Source organism: Mycoplasmoides pneumoniae FH, from assembly GCF_001272835.1.
Taxonomy (GTDB): Bacteria; Bacillota_I; Bacilli_A; order Mycoplasmatales; family Mycoplasmoidaceae; genus Mycoplasmoides; species Mycoplasmoides pneumoniae.
In genome coordinates, this window is sequence record NZ_CP010546.1 from 342,527 (window position 1) to 363,891 (window position 21,365).

General features: G+C 40.3%; 16 protein-coding genes, 8 tRNA genes and 4 pseudogenes. 25 read left to right on the plus strand and 3 right to left on the minus strand.

Annotated features, from left to right (window positions below; all coding sequences use genetic code 4):
* Positions 1-582 precede the first annotated feature (582 nt).
* Both F539_RS04360 and F539_RS04685 read left to right on the plus strand, forming a co-directional pair.
* A pseudogene (locus tag F539_RS04360) lies at positions 583-2,947 on the plus strand (P68 family surface lipoprotein).
* Between the two features lie 89 nt (positions 2,948-3,036).
* Positions 3,037-4,152: pseudogene (locus tag F539_RS04685) on the plus strand (restriction endonuclease subunit S).
* Here the strand turns inward: F539_RS04685 and tsaB are convergent.
* The 3 genes from tsaB to lspA are packed head-to-tail and all read right to left on the minus strand — an operon-like array spanning position 4,145 to position 6,202.
* On the minus strand, positions 4,145-4,735 hold the full coding sequence (gene tsaB, locus F539_RS01625; RefSeq protein ID WP_014325445.1) for a tRNA (adenosine(37)-N6)-threonylcarbamoyltransferase complex dimerization subunit type 1 TsaB: 591 nt from the start codon (positions 4,733-4,735) through the stop codon (positions 4,145-4,147). The pseudogene F539_RS04685 and the gene tsaB overlap by 8 nt on opposite strands.
* A complete protein-coding gene (locus tag F539_RS01630) occupies positions 4,719-5,648 on the minus strand; it encodes an RluA family pseudouridine synthase (RefSeq protein WP_014325446.1) in 930 nt (309 codons plus the stop codon). Before F539_RS01630 ends, tsaB begins: the two co-directional genes overlap by 17 nt.
* Positions 5,648-6,202 carry a signal peptidase II gene (gene lspA, locus F539_RS01635; protein WP_010874650.1) on the minus strand — a complete coding sequence of 185 codons (555 nt, stop codon included), beginning with the start codon at positions 6,200-6,202 and terminating at the stop codon, positions 5,648-5,650. The genes F539_RS01630 and lspA overlap by 1 nt, the downstream gene beginning before the upstream one ends.
* A 38-nt stretch (positions 6,203-6,240) precedes the next feature.
* Here lspA and F539_RS01640 point away from each other — a divergent pair, with 38 nt between their 5' ends.
* The 23 genes and pseudogenes from F539_RS01640 (at position 6,241) to F539_RS01755 (ending at position 21,346) form a co-directional block, all read left to right on the plus strand.
* The gene (locus F539_RS01640; protein ID WP_010874651.1) at positions 6,241-6,861 is read left to right on the plus strand and encodes a DJ-1/PfpI family protein; all 621 of its coding nucleotides are present in this window, start codon (positions 6,241-6,243) and stop codon (positions 6,859-6,861) included.
* Positions 6,862-6,909: 48 nt separating this feature from the next.
* Positions 6,910-7,572, plus strand: coding sequence for a DUF5454 family protein (locus F539_RS01645; RefSeq protein ID WP_010874652.1), 663 nt, complete (start codon positions 6,910-6,912; stop codon positions 7,570-7,572).
* Positions 7,572-7,754 carry a 30S ribosomal protein S21 gene (rpsU, locus tag F539_RS01650; RefSeq protein ID WP_010874653.1) on the plus strand — a complete coding sequence of 61 codons (183 nt, stop codon included), beginning with the start codon at positions 7,572-7,574 and terminating at the stop codon, positions 7,752-7,754. The genes F539_RS01645 and rpsU overlap by 1 nt, the downstream gene beginning before the upstream one ends.
* A gap of 24 nt (positions 7,755-7,778) precedes the next feature.
* Positions 7,779-8,228, plus strand: coding sequence for a DivIVA domain-containing protein (locus F539_RS01655; RefSeq protein WP_014325447.1), 450 nt, complete (start codon positions 7,779-7,781; stop codon positions 8,226-8,228).
* A 2-nt stretch (positions 8,229-8,230) separates the two neighbouring features.
* A complete protein-coding gene (locus F539_RS01660) occupies positions 8,231-8,590 on the plus strand; it encodes a holo-ACP synthase (protein WP_010874655.1) in 360 nt (119 codons plus the stop codon).
* Positions 8,578-9,378 (plus strand): 1-acyl-sn-glycerol-3-phosphate acyltransferase, encoded by an 801-nt coding sequence (locus tag F539_RS01665; protein ID WP_010874656.1) that lies wholly within the window; start codon positions 8,578-8,580, stop codon positions 9,376-9,378. Before F539_RS01660 ends, F539_RS01665 begins: the two co-directional genes overlap by 13 nt.
* A complete protein-coding gene (scpA, locus tag F539_RS01670; protein ID WP_014574941.1) occupies positions 9,379-10,899 on the plus strand; it encodes a segregation/condensation protein A in 1,521 nt (506 codons plus the stop codon).
* Entirely contained in the window at positions 10,883-11,509 is a 627-nt protein-coding gene (gene scpB, locus F539_RS01675; RefSeq protein ID WP_010874658.1) for an SMC-Scp complex subunit ScpB, read from the plus strand. Before scpA ends, scpB begins: the two co-directional genes overlap by 17 nt.
* Before the next feature lie 19 nt (positions 11,510-11,528).
* Positions 11,529-12,515: an ATP-dependent 6-phosphofructokinase gene (locus tag F539_RS01680; RefSeq protein ID WP_010874659.1), complete on the plus strand. Its 987-nt coding sequence runs from the start codon at positions 11,529-11,531 to the stop codon at positions 12,513-12,515.
* A gap of 5 nt (positions 12,516-12,520) precedes the next feature.
* Positions 12,521-14,047: a pyruvate kinase gene (gene pyk / locus F539_RS01685; protein ID WP_010874660.1), complete on the plus strand. Its 1,527-nt coding sequence runs from the start codon at positions 12,521-12,523 to the stop codon at positions 14,045-14,047.
* A gap of 39 nt (positions 14,048-14,086) precedes the next feature.
* Positions 14,087-14,163, plus strand: a tRNA-Cys gene (locus F539_RS01690).
* Positions 14,164-14,214: 51 nt separating this feature from the next.
* A tRNA-Pro gene (locus F539_RS01695) sits at positions 14,215-14,291 on the plus strand.
* Between the two features lie 4 nt (positions 14,292-14,295).
* Positions 14,296-14,372, plus strand: a tRNA-Met gene (locus F539_RS01700).
* A gap of 10 nt (positions 14,373-14,382) precedes the next feature.
* Positions 14,383-14,458, plus strand: a tRNA-Ile gene (locus F539_RS01705).
* Positions 14,459-14,498: 40 nt separating this feature from the next.
* Positions 14,499-14,589 (plus strand) — tRNA-Ser (locus F539_RS01710).
* 12 nt (positions 14,590-14,601) lie between these two features.
* A tRNA-Met gene (locus F539_RS01715) sits at positions 14,602-14,678 on the plus strand.
* Between the two features lies 1 nt (position 14,679).
* Positions 14,680-14,753: transfer RNA gene (locus F539_RS01720), tRNA-Asp, on the plus strand.
* A gap of 1 nt (position 14,754) precedes the next feature.
* Positions 14,755-14,830: transfer RNA gene (locus tag F539_RS01725), tRNA-Phe, on the plus strand.
* Between the two features lie 196 nt (positions 14,831-15,026).
* Positions 15,027-16,240 (plus strand): annotated as a pseudogene (locus F539_RS04440) (arginine deiminase family protein).
* Positions 16,241-16,267: 27 nt separating this feature from the next.
* A pseudogene (gene argF, locus F539_RS01740) lies at positions 16,268-17,309 on the plus strand (ornithine carbamoyltransferase).
* 2 nt (positions 17,310-17,311) lie between these two features.
* Positions 17,312-18,241, plus strand: coding sequence for a carbamate kinase (gene arcC, locus F539_RS01745; RefSeq protein ID WP_010874663.1), 930 nt, complete (start codon positions 17,312-17,314; stop codon positions 18,239-18,241).
* Positions 18,242-18,243: 2 nt separating this feature from the next.
* Positions 18,244-19,941 carry an APC family permease gene (locus tag F539_RS01750; protein ID WP_014325451.1) on the plus strand — a complete coding sequence of 566 codons (1,698 nt, stop codon included), beginning with the start codon at positions 18,244-18,246 and terminating at the stop codon, positions 19,939-19,941.
* 133 nt (positions 19,942-20,074) lie between these two features.
* Positions 20,075-21,346, plus strand: coding sequence for a cytadherence-associated protein P65 (locus F539_RS01755; protein ID WP_017532769.1), 1,272 nt, complete (start codon positions 20,075-20,077; stop codon positions 21,344-21,346).
* The last annotated feature ends 19 nt before the right edge of the window (positions 21,347-21,365 follow it).

Here is a 21,365-nt window from a genome sequence, read left to right on the forward strand (position 1 = left end):
ATAAAAGTGCCAGCAATTAATCTATAAAGGTTAGTTGCTGGTATTTTTATTCATTTGAAATAAATAAAAAAGCCATCTGCTCAAGGCGAAAAGCAGACAACTCAAAAATTTTTTAATGATTTTGAAAACTAACGAAAAGTGTTAGTTTGAGTTGTAAGACAGATATGAATGTTTATTAATTCAAAAAAATGTTCGTTGCTTAATGAAAGATGTGCTGAAAACCGTAACGGTAAGATAGATTTGTAAAAAGAGTAAAGAACAAAACCATGTACGCAATAACTAAATTGATGGGAACAGAAAATCAGGCTTTCAACACAGAATTTTCGTTTTCCTGCTCCCAATAAATAAATTGATTTAGTTTTTTAAATGTGACGTCAAATTTCAATAAAAAATCAAAATTTCAAACCAAAAACTATAACACACCAAGCTCATTGATTTTAATCTCCAGTTTTTTCTCATTTAAAAAGGATCAAAATTTGTTTTTAATAGTTTCGATTTTATGTCTTCTTTAATCACTGAATTTTTAGGAATTAAACTTGTTTAATCTTTATTAAGATTTCTCCAAATTTTGGGTTTTAGTGCATGAAATTTAAGTATTGTGCCATCTTTTTCAGTGGCTTTCTAGGTCTTTCTGCCATCTTAGCTGCTTGTGGAGCGCGGGGCAAATTTGATCAAGTTGATGATGGCAAGATTAAATTGGCTTTCTCTTTAACTTCAAAAAGTGCATCAAACGCCTTACAAGCAATTGTTAAAAAATATAACGAAGTTAAAAAACCTGGTGATTACCATATTGAAATTACCCAAATCGCTGGTGGTTATGATGGTGGTCGTAGCGATTTACAAACCCGAGTCAACGTTAAGGACACCACTAACTTTTACAACCTTATCTTGAATTATCCTGACTTAGTTTCTACTTTAGGTCGTGTTGGGATGGAACTACTGTTTGATAAAGTTAATACAGATAAATTATCCGACCGTTTCTTAGATTTCAATAAACGAATTAGTGCAATTTCTAAACCAGGGATTTACGGTATTCCGGTTTCTTTATCCACCGAAGTTTTATCGATCAACGGACCGGTGTTGCACTATATTTTGAAAAGTGCAAAAGGTGATAGTGACAATGTTAAAGTAAGTCAAAGGACTGGAGAAACTACTCAAAAAAGTAAAGTAACTAATCCTTTGAAAATTAATACTCAAAACGATCCTGCTACAAAAGATCTTTGAGAAAAAATAGAAGCTTCTGCAAAAGCTAATGGTAAAAGCAATAAGGATGGACAAACTAAGGGTAAAAAGAAAGTAGAAAAAAGTTCATCTTCTTCGTTAGTTAATTTAAAGCAGTCTACGGACCAAACAACGACAGATGACGGTTCTCAAAAAAGTGATAACAAAATCAAAGAATCTTGAGGCGAATACCAAGAAGTAGATGGTGGTCTTAAAAATTTTGAATTTAAAGCGAGCATCTTCGAAAATTGACATGACTTACTTGATTTTTCTACTAGAGTGGCTAAGTCGTTTACAAATGTAAAGGGAAAAGATATCAAAAAGGGAACTGATATCCAAGGTGTACTTGGTGTTGACAGTACGCCCAACTCATTATTCACCTCTGTTTTTGCAGCTGGTGGCGGTGATTACAATAATTTCTTCTACAAAATTGAAAACGGCCGTGCTGACTTTAGTAACTTTAAGAATAAAGGCACTTCCTACCAAAATCTTCAAAAAGTATTTGGTGATTTCAAAGGCTTAATTGACAAAAATGGTATCTTTGTGAATAAGGGTGGATCTTACTCATCAAACTTTCAAAAGTTCCATCAATTAGCTTACAGTATTTCCTCTACTTCCGGTTTTTTCTATTCGTTTGCCGGTAACAGCGCTAAACGCTTAAAGTTTGGTGATAACTTTATTGAATTTCCTCGTTTTACTCAGGAAATTAAAGCACCTTCTACTGAAAATGGCGGCCAAAGCAATCTTTTAGGAACCTTTGAAGTTAAAGATAGCAGTAAATCTAAGGAAGTGAAAAAAAACTAATAGGAAAGAAGATGGTGCTCAAAATCAAGGTAAAAAAGAAAGCGATAAGAAAACCATTTACCTTTACAAAAGTCAAATTCCATCAGACAAAACAGAAGGCGAAAATGCCATCTTAATCAAAGAACAAAACGTTATTAATCAGCTAGAACAAGCAGCTAAAAAAGATGAAAAAGGAGAGACTGTTACAAACAAAGTTGCATCATTAGAAACCAAAGCTGCTAATGCCAAAAAGGATAGTAGTAAAACCATTATTGGTTACACCACAACTGATAATGTTCATGAAGACGGTAAAAACATTTTCAAAATTAACAAACTCAAAACTGAAGACTATGATCGTAAGATTATTGTCGGTGCCACTGAAGAAGTGTTAGAGCAATCTAGCACATTACAAAGTGATGAAGCAATTGTGTTACCAGCTCCTGGTAAGTATCAAAGTGGTGACGCTAAGAAAGTAACCATCACCCAAGGTCCTAATATCATTGGCATTCACGCTAACGAAAAGGAAAACGCCGAAACGCAAAAGTTTGTTAACTGGTTTTTAAACAATACAGAAAGTTGAGAAGTTAAAAATGGAAAAGATTCCTCCACTAAACAACAAACTGCTGCCGAATTCTTTGCTGAGTCAGCTTCTTATATCTTGCCTTTAAAAGAAATCTTTGACAAAGATAACAAAAAAGCTACTGAAAATAAGGACAATAATACTAGCAATAAAAAACAAGCTAATACCTATGCTGAAAAGGCGTTAGATTTGTTCCAACAAATTAGTAAAGGTGATATAGTTAGTTACAGCGACCCTAGCGATTTTAGAAGTGGTAAATTCCGCGATGGGATTGGCTCTAATTTTAACGCTGCAGTAAGTTCCAAAGCTGATTTTGACAGGTTTGTTAAAGGCTTCATCGCCACTTTGGGTAGTGAAATTTAAACGAATTTGTGAGCTAACTAATCACAATAATTTCAGGTTAAAACAAAACCTTAAAAATGTTTAATGAAAGAAATTAAATTGTTACTGTTGTGCAAATCAAAACTTACAAAATCAAAGATATTTGCGATATTAAACGCGGTAGAGTTATCAGCAAACTATATATCAAAAACAATCCAGGCGAATTCCCTGTTTATTCATCGGCTACAGTTAATAATGGTGAAATTGGCAGAATAAAAGATTGTGATCTTAAGGGTGAGTATGTGACTTGAACAACTGATGGCGCTCAAGCTGGTAGTGTTTTTTATCGTAACGGTCAATTTAACGCAACCAATGTTTGTGGAATTTTAAAGGTAAATAATGATGAAATTTACCCTAAATTTTTAGCCTATGCGCTTAGATTGAAAGCACCTAAATTTGTAAATTATGCTTGCCCTATTCCTAAATTAATGCAAGGAACTTTAGCAGAAATTGAGCTAGATTTCCCAAGCAAGAAAATTCAAGAGAAAATTGCTACTATCTTAGATACTTTTACCGAGCTAAGCGCCGAGCTAAGCGCCGAGCTAAGAGAGCGAAAGAAGCAGTATGTCTTCTATAGCGATTATTTACTTAACCCAAAAAATTGAAAATAGGAAAATAAATATTACAAGCTGGGAGAAATAGCTCAAAAAGTTTTAGTAGGTGGTGAAAAACCTGCTGATTTTAGTAAGAAAAAGAACGAAGTTTATAAATATCCAATTCTTTCTAACAGCAGTAAAGCTGAGGAATTTTTGGGTTACAGTAAAACTTTTCGAGTTGAAGAAAAATCCATTACGGTAAGTGCTAGAGGCACAATTGGTGTCGTTTTCTATCGTGATTTTGCTTATTTGCCTGCTGTTAGTTTAATTTGCTTTGTCCCTAAAGAAGAATTTGATATAAGGTTCTTATTCCACGCATTAAGAGCCATTAAATTTAAAAAGCAAGGCTCTGCAACAGGCCAGTTAACAGTGGCACAATTTAAGGAATATGGTATTCATGTACCTTCGCTGAAAAAACAGAAAGAAATCACCGCTATCTTAGATCCACTTTACAGCTTTTTTACTGATCTAAACGAAGGTCTTCCTGCTGAAATTGAATTGCGTAAAAAGCAATTGGATTACTATCAGAACTTTTTATTTAACTGAATTCAAAAACAAAAAGAACTAGTTGAACAAGCATCCACTAATTAACGGGATCTTTAAGGTAGAGTAGTTCTAAATTTTGGGGATTTTCCACTAGTTCAAACCGTTCGATGTTGTTTAGGAATAACTCCTCAATACTGTCGATGTTTTCAAAGTTTTCATATAACGGTAACTCGGTATTTGCTTTGCACAGCTTGACAAAATCTGGTTTAGCTAAGAGTGCTATTTCACTCGTAGTTTCGGTAAACAAACCACAGTAGTTCTTTTCATTGCCAGCACTAATTTTGCTAATGCCACAGCCATAAGGAATTTGAAGGCGGAGTGAGTTTAAAGCAAAGAGTTGACAGTTAGGGTTTACTGTGCACCAAGTTTTAGCAATAATGGCACCAACGCGTTGACCAGTAAAGCTACCCGGTCCAGTGGTTACGTAAAACTGTCTAACAGTGTTATTGCGTACTTTGTTTTTCTTTAACAATTTTTCCAAGTGATACACAGCCAACTCCGTGAGGTTTTGTTGTACTGGTATTGTTAGTTGATCCACCACAGTATTCGTTTTAAAATCCAACAGTACGATATTGAGGTGTTTGTAAGCACAGTCCAAAAAGAGCTTGTACTTATTGAAAAAGCGCATAAAGGGAATTAGCAATTTTCAAGTTTAAATTATCTAACTTATCGCTAAAAGTTTTATCTAACTGTGCTTCAAAACCCATTTCCTTATTCAAAGTGGGGTGGATAAAACTAATTTGTTGCGCGTGTAAATACTGGCCATATTCAGTAGCTTGCTCACCCTTCAAACCGTATAAGGGATCGTTGTAAACGGGGTGTTTAATAAACTGCAAGTGTACCCTAATTTGGTGAGTTCGTCCGGTTAACAGTTCACACTTAATTAAAGCAGCCTTTTCGTTTTGGTTTAACACCGTAAACTTAGTAAAAGCATTCTTGGCCTTGTTAGAACTGTTCCCCACCTTTCACATGACCTTATTGTTACCCACTCGTTCTAACGGGGCGCTAATGGTACCAGACAAACTGTCTAGGGGAAAATGGACTAAAGCTAAGTAATAACGCTTCATAACCCGTTGCTGGAGCTGTTTTTGCAAGTGCAGCAAGCTACTTTGGTTTTTCGCTAGCATAATCACACCACTCGTATCACGGTCTAGGCGGTGGACTAAAAACACCGGTTGGTGGTTGCAGTGAAACAAAGCGGCACCCAGTAAACTTTCACTTTCATTAAAACTAGTCGGGTGGCTAATTAAACCATTGGGTTTATTGACCACCATAATTTGCTCATCTTCATATAAGATGTCCAAGGGAAAGTCATAGGGCTGGACTTCAACTGGCACTTTTTCAAACAGTTCCTCACTCCAATTAACGTGTACCCGGTCTTCTGGTTGCACTAATCAACCATTTTTAGTAATTTTTTTACCGTTAACACTCACCAAACCATCGACAATTAACTTGGCTACTTTAACCCGGGAAAGGTTGAGTAGTGTGGCCAAAAAGGTATCTAAGCGTTGGGCTGTAGTAACACTAAAAGTTTGTTCCATTAAGATTTAGTTTGCTTCATTTCTTTGAAGAACTGAATTAAAAAGGAGAGGAACAGACCAATAAAACTAAAGGTAATGCAACAGTCCGCTAAGTTAAACACGGAATTACCTCCACTAAAGACAAAGTAATCTAGTACTTCACCACTACCCGAGGTTAACCGATCAAAGAAATTACCAAGTGAACCAAACGCTAAGGTAGTAATTCAAAAGATGTAGTTGTAACTAGTAGAGAAAACCAAAAAGAACAGTGCTATGAAAGATAGAAAACCCTGGAGAAAGTAAACAAGTCCTGGTTGGTCTGCCAATAAGCTAAAACCAACCCCCTTGTTACCGATAACATAGATACTAATAAAGGAACTGCGAGCTACATCTGTACCATTAGCACCATTAATACCCTTCTCACCATTTAAGGCAGCACGCAGCATAAATACCTGAAACAAAATGACAAAACCGACAAACAGGATTAAGGCAAGCTTATAGTACAAAAAGGGTTTGCGGTTAGCAAAAAGGATTTGCTTTAGCAATTTTGAAAAAAAAGTTGGGGCTTTTGCCATCTTGATGAGCTTAATTTTAAAAATGTAAAATAACGGCCATGGATTTGCTTACAACCGCAAACAAAACGCCGCGAATCGCCAAATCACGTCCTGTTCGAATTGCCATCATTATAACGCAGAAGACTAATGATCTGCACGCTACTGTACCCTGCTTTTTATGGCGCAAAGCAAGGTATGCTGTTGACCTGATTTCCGCTGAAGCCAAAGCTAGCATTATGTTAGAGATGGGGATTCATGTGCGCTGTGACAACACTTTGTCCAAAACTAACTTTAACCAGTATACCGCTGCTTTTATTCCCCATGGCAACACTACTAGGTTGGTGGAAATAGACAAACTAAGAAAGGACTTGGAGAAGTTTGTCTATAAACCCAAGGGACCAATGCGCTGGTTGTTTAGCAGTGGTAATGGTGCTTGTGTTTTGAAGGAGTTTGACTTGATTGCCCCTGACCAATTAGTCACCGTTCAAAACGAAAAGGAAATGGTTAAACTTTTGGGAAAAAATTTCATCAAGCAACCAGTACATGTGGACAAAAACATTATTAGTTGTGCCAATTCTTGTGGCTTGACTAAATTCTCCTTTAAGGTAATTGAAGAGCTTTCAGGAATAGAACTAGCGCGCAAAACGGCGAATCTTGTTGACCATATCTACAAAGGATAAAACCAACAATTTAAAATTACCTAACGCGCTTGCGCTTAAAAAATCGCTTTGAACAACACGAAAAACAAGTCAGATTGACAGCTCTTTTTGGAGGACTACCGTTTTTATCACGAAAAGGAATTTGATTGAATTACTTACCTCAATCACTGCCTCAACAGCTATCCTGACTTTGACATTTTAAAGTTCATTCGCAAATACGGTCCGGAGTGTGAAAAGAGCTTTTTATCACTCCAAAGTAAAACTAAGGCCGATGTTTATGGCGTGTTCACTAAGCAAATTAAAGCTGGCAGTGTTAACGAAGTGTTAGCGCAAAAATTAGTCCAACTCGATGCGCTGCGCACTAACTATCTCATTGGCGCTTTGTACTCCACCAATAAAACACAAAAGAAGCTGTTTAAGCAATCGTGAAAGAATGCTAAAAAGCAGGGTTACACAAAGCAAGAGTGGCTAATGACCTTAGTCGGTTTGCCGTTTGAAAAAGGGGAATATCATAAGCAACTGTATGCGCATTCCCGTCAAGAGATTTTGGATCTAGTGGAAGCGGTCAAAAAGCTGTATCTCAGACCAGAAAAGGATGACAAACTGGAGTTTGCTGATTCTTCCAAGGTAAGTGAGTCTAAGAGTATTAAGGTAACCAATGCAGTAACCTTACCAAGTGATGATTTAGATAAAGAGCTGTTTGAATTTAGCGGGGAAGGGGGTGATGAATAATGCCAAAGATTGAAGTTAAAAACGATGATTTAGAGTTAGCTTTAAAAAAGTTTAAACGGGTTTCGCTAGAAATTCGCCGTTTAGCACAGCGTCACGAATACCACCTTCGAAAAGGAATGCGCTTGCGTGAAAAGCGAAAGATTGCGCAGAAGAAACGCCGTAAGTTTCGTAATATGGTCTAGTTACTAGCACCTTACCAGTTTTATATGGCTAACGATAAAAAGGATAAGATTATTTTGAGTGGTGAGTTAACTAACCATCGCTTTAATTTTACCAAGGATGGGGAAAACGGCTATAGTGCTTATGAAGTAGACCGTTTTCTAGATCAGCTAGTTCACACTTTAACCCATTACGAAGCGCAGCGTAACCGTGAGGAGGAGATGAAAACGGCTTACGAAAAGCTCTTTCAAGACCGCGACGAAATTTTAAAGCGTTGCTCCAAACTAGAAGCAGAGCTCAATAACTTTTATGAAAACGGTTATTCCAACCGTGTGTTAATTAGTCGGGTTCAAGCCTTGGAAAACAAGATCGAAAGCCTCCCTAGTGGTCAAAATGACCGTCTAGAGCGCATCGAAAAGTTGCTAAAAAGGGTGATTAAGCACTGGACTGACGGGGAGGATTTATCCTATGGTGACTTCGATGATGATTTCTTTTAAAAATGATTCTAGGCATAGGGATTGATTTAGTCGAAATCAAACGCTTTGAACAATTAGCTAGACAAACTGATAACTGTTTTGCGAAACGCTTGTTGACTTCAACGGAGTACGCGCACTATGCGAAGCTGCGTAAAGATAGTGAAAAGTCGAGTTTTTTAGCAGTCCACTGGTCATTAAAAGAAGCGATTTATAAGGCTGTTAACCACATCAAGCCATTGTTTAGCCAACTGGAAATTACAAAGAAAAACCAACGTTATAACTGCCAGATTGACCCTAAGATTGAACTTTTGCTCTCGGTTAGTTACAGCAGTAATAACATTACTGCCATCTGTTTGGCACAACAAACACCATGAAAAAATTAACACAAGCTTTTTTGCGTTTTTGTCTGAGATTCTTACAACTGCTCAGTTTAGTTTTGGTTTTACCCGTTTTTGTGTTAATGCTCATCTCTAGCCTAATTAGTGCTAAAAATTATGAAAGCATCCCGGAAAACTATCCCCCAGAAATCCGCTTTAAGAAGGTGTACCGCTTGGTATCACTTTTCCTCTACATTAAAGGAGTTAAAGTGGTTATTGTTAACCCTGAAAATGTGCCTAAAAAGGCTGTTTTAGTGGTAGCTAATCATAAGTCCAATTTAGATCCCCTCATCCTCATTAAGGCCTTTGGTAAAACTGAAGGGGTACCACCGTTAACCTTTATTGCCAAGATTGAACTGCAAGATACCTGACTGTTCAAGATTATGAAGCTGATTGACTGTGTCTTTATTGATCGAAAAAACCTGCGTCAAATGGCAGCATCCTTGGAACAACAGCAGCAAATTATCCGCCAGGGCACTGCTCTGTGTGTTTTTCCTGAGGGTACACGGGTACTCTCTAGGCAAATTGGTGAGTTTAAATCGGGCGCTTTAAAGGTCGCTTACAACGCCTTTGTGCCGATTGTGCCACTAACGATTGTGGGTAGCATGGGACACATGGAGTCCAAAAAGCGTTTACAAAAAGCCCAGGTAGAGCGCGATCGTGGTTATAAAATCCAGGTCATCTTTAACACACCTATTAACCCAATTAACTTTAACCAGATTGATTCGCAAAATGTGGCTAATAATGTCTGGCGTGAAATTAGTCAAACTTATGCGCAATATTGCCAAGACTAGATGATCACGTTAATCTGGTGCCAAGATAAACACTTCGGGATTGGGAGAGACAACACCATTCCCTGAAAGTTAACGGAAGCCAACCAACACTTCTATAACACTACTAAGAACCAAACGGTTGTAATGGGTTACAGCACCTTTCAGGAGTTAGGTGACAAGCTAACTGATCACAACGTGGTGGTGTTGAGTAAAAAACACTTTGAAGAATTGCAAAACAACACCAACATTAAGGTGTTCAATTCAATTGAAAAGCTCTTGCAACACCACTTTAACCGTGATTTGTATGTGATTGGGGGCAAGCAAATCTTCCACCACTTTATTGAACTGGCTGATCGTTTAATTATTTCGGTTTTACCAGTGGACTTTAAGTGTAACCTTCGCTTAAAGTTGGGCTTGGACAGCTTTGAATTAATGCAAGAACAACAACACAGCCAATTTAAGGTGCAGTACTGACACAAAAAGCACCCCGAACGTTTATCGTTTAATGTTTTTTTGGAAGATTACAATGGGACTTTACCAAACTTGCTGGAACTTTTAATTGATAAGAAGTTCAACTTGCACCAGGTCGATATTGCCAAAATTACGACACAATACCTCCACTTAATTAACACTAACTTAAATAAACAAGCAATTGAACCAATTACCGACTACCTTGTCATTACTAGTCGAATTGTGGAGCAGAAGGCCAATAACTTACTGCAAATTAATGATATTGCCCTAGACTCTGACTTTTTAGACAACAAGCTGCGTGATAAACTAGTAGCACAGTTAGTGGAGTACAAACGTTACCGTGAATCACTCGATGACTTTGAGAAGCTAAGGATCAATCGCTTAGCTTACTTTTCCAAAGATAATGACTTTAACCGCTTTATCCAAACAGTTGACAAGAGTAACACAGAACCCGTGAAAATTGAGGACGAGCTACCCAATTATGTAAGTGTCTTAAAGTTGCATCACGCCATGAATAAGCTAATGCAGCGCTGAAGAGCCCAGTTTTTAGCGAACAAAAACATTTCAATTCAGGAGCTTTCAATTGAACAAGTCCAAGCGGAAATTTTGGCTACAATTAAGCAATTTGGCTATCATAGTGTTTCGTTAAAACGGGTACTGTTAAAGGTCAACCACCACATTTCCTTAATGTATTTCATTACCGCTTTTGTCGCTTTATTGGTGTTAATTAACAACCAGATTATCGACATTGAGCAGACTAGCTTTGATGATGAGCTTTACATCTGCTTGTTAGACAGTTCGCGGATTAAACAGCTCCAAGAAACGCCAGAAGCCATGGTGGAACGTGCTGTGAAACAACGCCAGGAAGCACAGGAATTAGCCCGTCAAGTAGCTAGAGAAAAAGCAATTGCCAACGCGCAGAAACGCGAAGCTTACCTAAAGGCAAAATATGGCAAGGATTACTTAACACGTGAACAGTTTTTAAAACTGTCTCCCGAAGAACGTGCTGCCCATGTGGCTAAAATGAAACAATTAAAACTAGTAAAGAACGACAATGGACGCGACAATTAAGGTAACTAAACCCGTTTTAAAACAAAAGGATAGCAGCGCTGCTAATTTAGTTGCTGCCATTTATGGGTTGTTGTTTGTAAGTGGCGAAAAGGGCTTAACGTTAGCGGAATTAAACCGCGTATTGCGCAAGGTGGGTTTGGAAAAGATTAAGGCCGCTTTAGTGCAGTTAGAGCGCAAGTTAAGTTTAGATGATGAAAGCGGGATTGAAATTAAAAAGTTTGGTCACAGCTTTCGCTTGGTCACCAAAATGGAGATCAAGGACTTTATCCACCGTTACCTACCCAACAAGATTAAAAATCCGCTCAATTCCAAAACAATGGAAGTGTTAGCAATTATTGCTTACAACCAACCCTGCACCCGTCCGCGCATTAATGAAATTAGGGGTGCAGATTCCTTTCAGATTGTCGATGACTTACTAGAAAAGGAGTTAATTGTTGAATTGGGCCGCAAAGACACACCTGGTCGTCCCTTTATTTATGAAGTGTCGCCTAAGTTCTATGATCTGTTTGGGATTAACAGCTTGGATGAACTGCCTAAAGTCGAGAATTTTGATCTCGACAAATTCCGCCAAGGTAGCTTTTTTGACTCTAACCGTTACGGGGATGATTAAGGTTATATAATTAGCGCAAATGAGTCCAAAAACAACCAAAAAAATTGCCATTTTAACCTCTGGTGGTGATGCTCCAGGGATGAATGCCACACTAGTTTACCTAACGCGTTATGCCACTAGTTCTGAAATTGAAGTTTTCTTTGTGAAAAACGGTTATTATGGGCTGTACCATGATGAGTTAGTACCCGCTCATCAATTAGATTTGTCAAACAGCTTGTTTAGTGCTGGCACCGTGATTGGTAGTAAGCGCTTTGTCGAATTTAAGGAGTTAAAGGTCCGCGAGCAAGCAGCACAGAATCTTAAAAAGCGCCAAATCGATTACCTAGTGGTTATTGGTGGTGATGGTAGTTACATGGGCGCTAAATTGCTAAGCGAGTTGGGCGTTAACTGTTACTGTTTGCCGGGTACGATTGACAACGACATAAATTCGAGTGAGTTTACAATTGGTTTTCTCACGGCTTTGGAGTCGATTAAGGTCAATGTCCAGGCCGTGTACCACACTACGAAATCACATGAACGGGTCGCCATTGTGGAGGTGATGGGTCGCCATTGTGGTGATTTAGCCATTTTTGGTGCCTTAGCCACCAATGCTGACTTTGTGGTGACTCCTAGCAATAAAATGGATTTAAAGCAGCTAGAAAGTGCTGTCAAAAAGATCTTGCAACACCAAAACCACTGTGTGGTGATTGTTAGTGAAAACATCTATGGCTTTGATGGTTATCCCTCACTTACAGCGATCAAACAGCACTTTGATGCTAACAACATGAAGTGTAACCTGGTGTCCTTGGGTCACACGCAACGCGGATTTGCCCCTACCAGCCTCGAGTTAGTCCAAATTAGTTTAATGGCGCAACACACGATTAACTTAATTGGACAAAACAAGGTTAACCAGGTCATTGGTAATAAGGCCAATGTGCCCGTTAACTATGACTTTGATCAAGCCTTTAACATGCCACCGGTTGATCGCAGCGCTTTAATTGCAGTCATTAATAAAAATATTATTTAACTGATATGATTCACCACCTAAAACGCACTAAGATTATTGCCACCTGTGGTCCGGCTTTAACTAAAAAGCTATGAACGCTAGCAATGTTAGATGACCCAGCTTACGCTGCGATGAAAGCAGAAGCTTACGCCAACATTGAAAATATTATTAAAAACGGCGTAACGGTAATCCGCTTAAACTTCTCCCATGGTAACCATGAAGAGCAGGCTGTAAGGATTAAGATTGTTCGTGATGTGGCTAAAAAGCTCAACCTCCCGGTGTCAATTATGTTAGACACCAACGGTCCGGAAATCCGCGTCTTTGAAACGGCCCCTGAAGGGTTAAAGATCCTCAAGGACAGTGAGGTGGTTATTAACACCACCACTAAGGAAGTGGCTAAAAATAACCAGTTTAGTGTGAGTGATGCTAGTGGCACTTACAACATGGTCAACGATGTTAAGGTGGGACAAAAAATCCTCGTTGATGATGGTAAGTTAAGCTTAGTCGTAAAGCGGATTGATACGAAGAACAACCAGGTTATTTGTGTTGCCCAAAATGACCACACTATCTTTACCAAAAAGCGCTTAAACCTCCCCAATGCCGACTACTCAATTCCCTTTTTAAGTGCTAAAGACCTACGCGACATTGACTTTGGTTTAACCCACCAAATTGACTACATTGCCGCTTCCTTTGTCAATACAACGGAAAACATCAAGCAACTGCGTGACTACCTCGCTTCTAAGAATGCCAAGCATGTCAAGCTTATTGCCAAAATTGAGTCCAACCACGCTTTAAACAACATTGATGGGATTATTAAAGCGAGTGATGGCATTATGGTAGCACGGGGTGATTTGGGCTTGGAGATCCCATATTACAAGGTGCCTTACTGACAACGGTACATGATAAAAGCGTGTCGTTTCTTTAACAAGCGTGTTATTACCGCAACTCAAATGTTGGACTCTTTGGAAAAAAACATCCAACCAACTCGCGCTGAAGTTACTGATGTGTACTTTGCCGTGGACCGCGGCAATGATGCCACCATGTTAAGTGGAGAAACCGCAAATGGGGCGTTTCCCCTTAATGCTGTGTATGTAATGAAGATGATTGATAAACAGTCCGAAACGTTCTTTGATTACCAGTACAACTTGAACTATTACATGGCCAACTCCAAGGCCCGTCACAGTGAGTTTTGAAAGCAGGTGGTGTTACCGTTAGCACAAAAAACAGCACCAAAACGCAAACTGATTAACAGTGACTTTAAATACGACTTTGTGGTGCACGCCACCAACAACCTTAATGAAATCTATGCCTTGTCCAACGCTCGCTTAGCGGCTGCGGTAATTATCTTGACCAATGACCCCCAAGTATACACCGGGCACGGCGTTGATTATGGCATCTTCCCTTACTTAATTGACCAAAAGCCGCAAAGCTTAAGTAAAGCTGAGTTTAAGAGCTTAGCTAATGTTGCCATTAAACACTACCAGCAGCATGGGGAAATTAGTCAATTAAAGCAGTGTTTGGGAGTATTTCACAATAAGATCATTAGCTTATAAGCGCTAAAAATTAATTAGAGTTTGTAAAATATTCTACACGGTGCCTTAGCCAAGTGGATTCAAGGCCTGGAGCTGCAACCTCCATATCGTCAGTTCGAATCTGACAGGCACCTCCATGCACATGAACAATAAATCCACTACAAGGTGAGAACCCTTGCATGTGCAAACGGGAAGTAGCTTAGTTTGGTAGAGCACTTGGTTTGGGACCAAGGGGTCGCAGGTTCAAATCCTGTCTTCCCGACCATAATGGCTGGATACCTCAGTTGGTTAGAGGACCCGGTTCATACCCGGGTTGTCGTGAGTTCGAATCTCACTCCAGCCACCAAAATCATTAAGGATCTATAGCTCAATGGTTAGAGCCCCCGACTCATAATCGGTCTGTTACAGGTTCGAGTCCTGTTAGATCCACCATCTGGTTGCTGTGTTAGAATAGTACTTGCCGCATTCACCTGGAGACTTACCCAAGCGGCTGAAGGGTTCGGTCTTGAAAACCGAGAGGTGCTGAAAAGCACGCGAGGGTTCGAATCCCTCAGTCTCCGCCAAACCACATTGATCGCGGGATAGAGCAGTCGGTTAGCTCGTCAGGCTCATAATCTGAAGGTCGGGGGTTCGAATCCCTCTCCCGCAACCACGGTTCCATGGTGTAGTGATAACATATCTCCCTGTCACGGAGGGGTTGCGGGTTTGATTCCCGTTGGAACCGCCACGGTCTTGTAGCTCAGTCGGTAGAGCAACGGTCTGAAGAACCGTGTGTCGGCAGTTCGATTCTGCCCGAGACCACCATAAAACTTTCTTACCTTACCTTTAAAACTAAGGGTAAGGTTTTTTATTGCTTACCACCTTTATTTAAGGCAGTACAACAGCTGTAAATTAGTTGCCCAATTCTTTTTGCAATCAAGTTCACTTTGCCTTTTTTTCTTGGGCTTTTGTGTGGACGTGTAACAATTAAAGCAGTAAGCTTAGCCTTATTACATGTAATATGAAGTACAACATCAACGTTCATTCCGAAATTGGTCAACTGCAAACCGTTTTAGTCCACACCCCTGGTAATGAAATTAGACGGATTTCACCAAGACGGTTGGATGATTTACTGTTTTCAGCAGTAATAGAACCAGATACTGCCATCCAGGAACACCAAACCTTTTGTCAGTTACTGCAAGAACAAAACATTGAAGTGGTGCAACTGACTGATTTAACAGCCACCACCTTTGACAAGGCAAATGCTACAGCGCAAAACCAGTTTATTGAAACTTGACTAGATCAAGCAGAGCCCAAGTTAACCCCAGAACACCGTAAAGTAGCGAAGCAGTACTTACTGGAACAAAAAGCAAAATCGACCCTCAGCATGGTACGCTCGATGATGGGTGGGATTGATAAGCGTAAGGTAGCTGCTGCTAACACCATTAACGGTGATTTTTTAGTAGATCCGATGCCTAACCTTTACTTTACCCGCGATCCGTTTGCCTCGATTGGCCATGGTATTAGTATTAACCGGATGAAGTATTTAACGCGGCGGCGTGAAACCTTATTTGCTAGTTTTATTTTGCCAACCACCCCGATTATTGCCGCACGCAAATTTACTTTAAACCAATTGACATGGGCACAATTGAGGGTGGTGATATTTTTGTATATGACCAACAAACAGTGGTGGTGGGGTTGAGTGAACGGACAACCGAAGCTGCCATTAATGTTTTAGCGAAAAAGATTCAACAAGACAGTAGCACTTCCTTTAAGCGGATCTTTGTCATTAACGTTCCACAACTACCGAACTTAATGCATTTAGACACGTGGCTGACAATGTTAGACCGCAACAAGTTCTTGTACTCCCCGAACATGTTGGCGGTTTTAAAGGCGTGGCGGATTGACTTGACTGATCCGGCTTTAAAGTGAAATGAAATAGCTGGTGATCTTTCAACCATCTTACACACCATTATTGGGCAAAAACCTATGCTCATTCCCATTGCCGGAGCGGATGCTAACCAAACCGAAATTGACATTGAAACCCACTTTGATGGCACCAACTACCTCACCATCGCTCCATCGGTAGTAGTGGGGTATGCGCGCAATAAATTAACACACCAGGCCTTGGAAGCGGCTGGGGTTAAAGTAATTGCCTTTAAGGGGAACCAGCTGTCTTTGGGAATGGGTTCTGCACGTTGTATGTCGATGCCATTAGTACGCAAACCACTTTAATTTTTCTTTATTTACTTATACAAATTTATGCCAATTAACTTAAAAGGTCGTAGCCTTGACTCTGCTTTAAACTTTACTACTGCTCAAATTAACTATTTAATTGACCTCGCCATTGATTTAAAACGCAGTAAATACCAAGTTGCACATCCAGAACCGTCCCTTAGTGGGGAAGAACATTGTTTTACTGTTCCAAAAAGATTCTACCCGTACCCGTTGTGCCTTTGAAGTGGCTGCCTTTGACTTGGGTATGGGTTGCACTTACATCGGCCCTTCTGGTTCCAATTTTGGTAAGAAGGAATCGATTGAAGACACTGCTAAAGTGTTGGGTTCAATGTATGACGGAATTGAATTCCGTGGCTTTAAGCAAAGCGATGTTGATGCTTTGGTAAAGTACTCTGGTGTTCCTGTTTGAAACGGTTTGACTGATGCGGAACACCCTACCCAAATGCTAGCGGATTACATGACGATTAAGGAGTTGAAGGGTGATTTGAAGGGGCGCAAAATTGTCTTTGCTGGTGATATTAAAAATAATGTGGCACGCTCGTTGATGATTGGGGCAGCTTTTGTTGGTATGGACATAGTGCTAGTAGGTCCTAAAGCACAGCATGAATTAGTTCAAAATGGTGCTGGGTATAAAGAGGTCTTTGAGCAGTGTCAAGCATTGTTTCAACTCAATGGTGGTAGTGTTAGCTTTAGCACTGATAAGCTGCAAGCGGCTAAGAATGCTGATGTAATTTACACCGATGTGTGACTGTCGTTGGGTGAAGACTTTAGCTTATTTGAAGAACGGATTCAGGAGCTGGGTCAATTTCAAGTTGACATGGCTATGATCAAAGCAGCTAAGAGTGATGTGATCTTCTTGCACTGTCTCCCCGCTTTCCATGATGATCACACTAGCTTTTCACTGGAAATTAAACAAAAGTTAGGTAAAAAATATCCGGTGGTGAAAACGGGTGCGATGGAAGTGACTGATACGGTGTTTCAGTCCAAGCATAACATGGCCTTTATCCAAGCAGAAAACCGCTTGCACACGATTAAGGCCGTTATTTTAGCTACTTTAGGGTATTAAAGATGCAAAAAATTGTCATAGCATTGGGTGGTAATGCATTAGGTAACAATCCCACCGAACAAAAGGACTTGGTACAACTACCAGCACGACAGGCGGTTGCTTTGTTAAAGCAGGGTTATCAGATATTATTGGGTCATGGTAACGGTCCACAGGTTGGCATGATCTACAACGCCTTTAGTGCGGCCAAACAAGTCAACCCTAATACACCCACTGTACCATTTGCTGAAAGTGGGGCAATGTCTCAGGGTTACATTGGACTGCATTTGTTAACAGCATTGTACAATGAGCTGCTACACCAAAAACTACCCCATCAAGCCGTGTACTTTTTAACACAAACCTTAGTAGAAGCGAGCGATCCTGCTTTTCAAAACCCAAATAAACCAGTTGGTCCGTTTTACAACACAGAGGAAACAGCACGCTCAGCTAATCCAAACAGCACCGTGGTGGAAGATGCAGGGCGGGGTTGGCGTAAAGTAGTAGCGTCCCCCAAACCAGTTGATGTTTTGGGAATTGATGCCATTAAAAGTAGCTTTAACCAAGGCAACTTGGTGATTGTTGGTGGCGGTGGCGGTGTACCCACAATTAAGACCAAAAGTGGTTATGCAACGGTTGATGGGGTGATTGATAAGGATCTAGCATTGAGTGAAATTGCCATTAAGGTAGAGGCTGACCTGTTTGTTATTCTCACTGCCGTGGACTTTGTCTACATTAACTATGGTCAACCAAACGAGCAAAAGCTAACCTGCATTAACACCAAGGAAGCTAAGACCTTAATGGCCGCAAACCAGTTTGCTAAAGGTAGTATGCTCCCCAAGGTAGAAGCGTGTTTAAACTTTGTCCAGTCGGGTACCAATAAGACGGCCATTATTGCCCAATTAGACCAATTAGCTGCGGCCATTGCGGGCAAGATTGGTACTAAAATTGTCAAGTAGTTATGAAACAACAAAAACCCAAAATTAGCTTTATAGCAGCGATGCTAATTGTTATCGGCTCGTCCATAGGTGCTGGTATCTTTTTTAAATCCAGCACTGTTTTGGAAAATTCCCAGGCCTCTTTAGTGCTAGCGATTTTTAACTGGTTGGTAGCTTCAGTGGCAGTGATTGCTATGGCCTTGGCATTAATTGAAATTGCCAGTGTTCGCAACGATAATCTCTCGATTATTAGCTGGGTCAAAGTGTTTAACCGGCGCTGGTTGTACCATGGTTGTAAGAATTTTATGACCTATTTGTACCTACCGTTGACCTTCTTCTTTATGCCGCTGTACTTTATCTGTTCCATTCAAGATGGGTTTCGCGGTTTGTTGGGACTGGAAACCGGAGCGCATTTCAATACTAGTGTGGACTGGTTAATCTGGTTAGCTTTAGCACTTATTATTACCACTTACTTCTTGACAATTCCACCACTGTACGCTAAGGTAGGGAACATCCAAAACATGGTGGTAAGCGCCGTGAAGTTTATTCCTTTAGTGTTTGTGCCTATCATCGGTTTTATTGTAGCGGGTACAGGTAACGGTGAATTAAAAAACGTTAAGGCATTAGTGCAACCCCCACAAATTAATGGTGCGACTGCTTCCTTTACCCAATTAGTACAAGCGGGGTATGGAATTACTCGTTTTACGGGAATTGGTGCTGGGATGGGTTCCTTTATTTCGATTGCCGCCATTTTCTTTGCGTACGATGGTTTTTACGTAACAGCTGGACTGCAGTCAGAGATGCGTGAACCGAAAAAAACACCGTGAGCTTTGTTTTTAGGTTTACTAATTACTACGCTGTTTTACCTTATCTTAGCAGTGGCACTTTCCATTAACGGTGGTTTGTTTAGTGGTATGGAAGAGTCCATGGGAAAGCTGTTTAACAATAAGCGTGCCGGGCAAATTGTCTTTGGTGTTGTTAACCTAATGATTGGCATAGGTGTCTTGGGTATTATTAACGGTTTTGCACTGTGAGCACCACGGTTTGTGGAAGACTTATTAGCCCAAGGTGATTTACCTTTTTGAAAGCAAGTGCAGGGCAGATTGAACCCCAACAAGCCAGTGGTGGGGGTAATTTACTGTTTGGTACTTTCTTTGACTGTTCAAGTGCTGTTTACGGTAATAGGTGCTTTGGCTTACCTCCCGACAGTAGCGGATTACAAAAATTACGTTAACACTGAAATTGACAAGCTCAATTCGATGCAATGGTTGTATTCGTTTTCCGATTTAATGGCTACTTGAACTTCGCTGTTTACCTTCGCCTTTATTGCCTGTGCCATCTTTGGTGCCATTGTTAATCGCAAAACCAAGCAGATTACGATTGCCAATCCAAAGCGTTATTTTCTCCCAGCGGCTTGGATTGCCGTAGTGGTTAACTGCATTAGTGTTTTTGTAACTATCATTGAGCCCTTCATTAACCTCTTTTTACTGTTTGGTTATGATGAAACAGTGGCACACACAGTGCTCGGTAATGACTTCATTGAATTGAATGAATTAGTGATAGGACGGGTAATGCTGATAGTAGTGTTAGTTTTCTTTGCCATAATTAGCTTTCTCCCTGTTTATGTGGAGGATCAATACCACAAACGTAAGTTTGGTAGTTTAGCTAACTATCAGCAATATGTACAACAACATTTAGCACACTCCACCATTAACGGTTAATTAGTTTTGTAAGGCTTGCAAGCTTTGCCGTCATTTTCATTTAAATAGCATTTATTCATTTGCATTTTTTTAGATAAATTAAAATTAATGATATAGTGTCAGCTTTGCTGTTGGCACCTTTTAAAGACAGTAAATGGATATAAATAAACCAGGTTGAAATCAGTCTGACCAACAAGCTACTGCATACGATCCCAATCAGCAGCAGTACTATGGTGATGGTAGTACTTATTACGACCCCGACCAAGCAGTTGATCCCAACCAAGCGTATTACCCCGATCCGAATACCTATCCTGATGCAGCGGCTTATTACGGCTATGGTCAGGATGGTCAAGCATATCCACAAGACTATGCTCAAGATCCCAACCAAGCGTATTATGCCGATCCCAATGCTTATCAGGACCCAAACGCTTACACCGATCCTAACGCCTATGTAGATCCCAATGCTTATCAGGACCCAAACGCTTATGTAGATCCTAATAACTACACCGATCCCAATGCTTATTACGGCTATGGTCAGGATGGTCAAGCATATCCACAAGACTATGCTCAAGATCCCAACCAAGCGTACTATGCCGATCCCAATGCTTATCAGGACCCAAACGCTTACACCGATCCTAACGCCTATGTAGATCCCAATGCTTATCAGGACCCAAACGCTTACACCGATCCTTACTATGTTACTAGTACCGATCACAACGCTTACTATGGTCAGGTCGATAATGTACCTGCTTTAGAGGCGAGTGATCTCGCTTATGAGGTAACACCGCAAGAGCAAGCAGCGGAACAAGAGCTGTTTAGCGAACCGGAAACAAAGGTAATCCGTGAAATCCACGAATTTCCCTTTGAGAAGATTCGCTCTTACTTCCAAACGGACTTTGACAGTTATAACAGCCGTTTAACCCAGCTCAAAGACAAGTTAGATAACGCCATCTTTTCGATGCGCAAAGCGATTGATACTGTCAAGGAAAACAGCGCTAACTTGCAAATTATGAAGCAGAACTTTGAACGCCAACTCAAAGAACAGCAAACCCAACGGCTTACAAGTAATACTGACGCGGAAAAGATTGGTGCTAAGATCAACCAATTAGAGGAACGCATGCAACGTTTATCGCGCACTATGGAAAGTGTGGAGTGAACCAAAAAGGAGCCACGTCAAGAACAGTTCGATCCACGCTTTGTCGATCCACGTAACTTTAATAACTATGTAAACAACACTGACACAATGATGTCAATGTTTGAAAAGGTATTAATGATGAACTTACTGCGCAGCACCACTCCAGTCCAACCTCCAGTGCAGTACTTTACTCCTCAACCCCTTACAGCATCGCCACGTCCAGTGTATGAAGAACCGATCTCCGCTTCGTTCCGCCGTCGTGGTTACCGTGGTGATGAATTTTACGAATAAACACTGGCTCTTTTAACCG